Raw genomic sequence first — 1,544 nt, 5'->3', positions numbered from 1 at the left:
AGCTTGCGGGCGGTCTCGCCCGACACCGGGTTGTTGAGGATGTCGGGGAACCTGCCCTTCATCTCCCAAGCGTTGAAGAACGGCTGCCAGTCGATGTACTCGCGGAGCTCGGCGATGTCGTAGTCGAAGAACTCCCGCACGCCGAGGCCCTGGGCGGGCACCGGCGGCGTGTAGCCGCCCCACTCGATCGGCGTCCGGTTGGCGCGGGCCTTCTCCAGCGTCAACATCGGTCGCTCGTTCTTCTGGGCGTGCCGTTCACGAAGCGATGCGTAATCCTTCTCGGTCGCCTCCAGCAGGGCCGGACGCTGCTTGTCGTCGAGGAGCGCAGCGGCGACCGGCACCGACCGGGAGGCGTCCTTCACCCAGACCACCGGACCGCTACGACGTGGCGACACCTTCACGGCCGTGTGAGCGCGCGAGGTGGTCGCGCCACCGATCAGCAGCGGGATCTCCAGCCCCTCGCGTTCCATCTCGATGGCGAAGTTGACCATCTCGTCCAGTGACGGGGTGATCAGTCCGGACAGCCCGATGATGTCGGCGTTGTGCTCCTTCGCCGCGTCCAGGATCTTGCTCGCGGGCACCATCACACCGAGGTCGATCACTTCGTAGTTGTTGCACTGCAGGACGACCCCGACGATGTTCTTGCCGATGTCGTGGACGTCGCCCTTCACCGTCGCCATGATGATCGTGCCGTTGGTGTCCTTACTTCCGGAGTTGCCTGACTCCTCCTTCTCCGCCTCGATGAACGGCAGCAGGTAGGCCACGGCCTTCTTCATCACCCGGGCCGACTTCACGACCTGGGGCAGGAACATCTTGCCCGCGCCGAAGAGGTCACCGACGACGTTCATGCCGTCCATCAGCGGGCCCTCGATCACCTCGATCGGGCGACCACCTGCGGCGGCGATCTCGGCCCGCAACTCCTCGGTGTCGTCATCGACGTTGGCGTCGATGCCCTTGACCAGGGCGTGCGTGATCCGCTCGCGGACCGGGAGGCTGCGCCACTCGGCAGTTACCGGGTCATCGGCCTTCTCCGAGCTGTTGAAGCGCTCAGCGATCTCGAGGAGCCGTTCGGCCGCGTCCTCGCGACGGTTCAGGACGACGTCCTCGATTCGGCCCCGCAGCTCGGGGTCGATGGAGTCGTAGGGCACCAGCGCACCGGCGTTGACGATGCCCATGTCCAGGCCGGCCTTGATGGCGTGGTACAGAAACACCGCGTGGATCGCCTCGCGGACGGGGTTGTTGCCCCGGAACGAGAACGACACGTTCGAGATGCCGCCGGAGATGTGCACCCCGGGAAGGTTCTCCTTGATCCAGGCGCAGGCCTCGATGAAGTCGATCCCGTAGGTTGCGTGCTCCTCGATACCGGTCGCGAGCGCGAAGCAGTTCGGGTCGAAGATGATGTCCTCGGCCGGGAAGCCGACCTGTTCGGTCAGGATCCGGTAGGCGCGCCCGCAGATCTCCTTGCGGCGCTCCAGGTTGTCGGCCTGACCCTGCTCGTCGAAGGCCATCACGACGACGGCGGCGCCGTACTTGCGGCACAGCCG

1 protein-coding gene is annotated in these 1,544 nt (G+C 65.9%); it reads right to left on the bottom strand.

Annotation, left to right across the window (positions count from 1 at the left end; genetic code table 11):
* Positions 1-1,544: dihydropteroate synthase (locus tag VGH54_RS15475; protein ID WP_331512931.1), on the bottom strand; the 1,544-nt coding region annotated here is incomplete at both ends.

It is taken from the genome of Mycobacterium sp. (assembly GCF_036488105.1).
GTDB lineage: Bacteria > Actinomycetota > Actinomycetes > Mycobacteriales > Mycobacteriaceae > Mycobacterium.
Note: the sequence above shows the minus strand (reverse complement) of the source record. Positions and strands in the feature narration are given on the sequence as shown.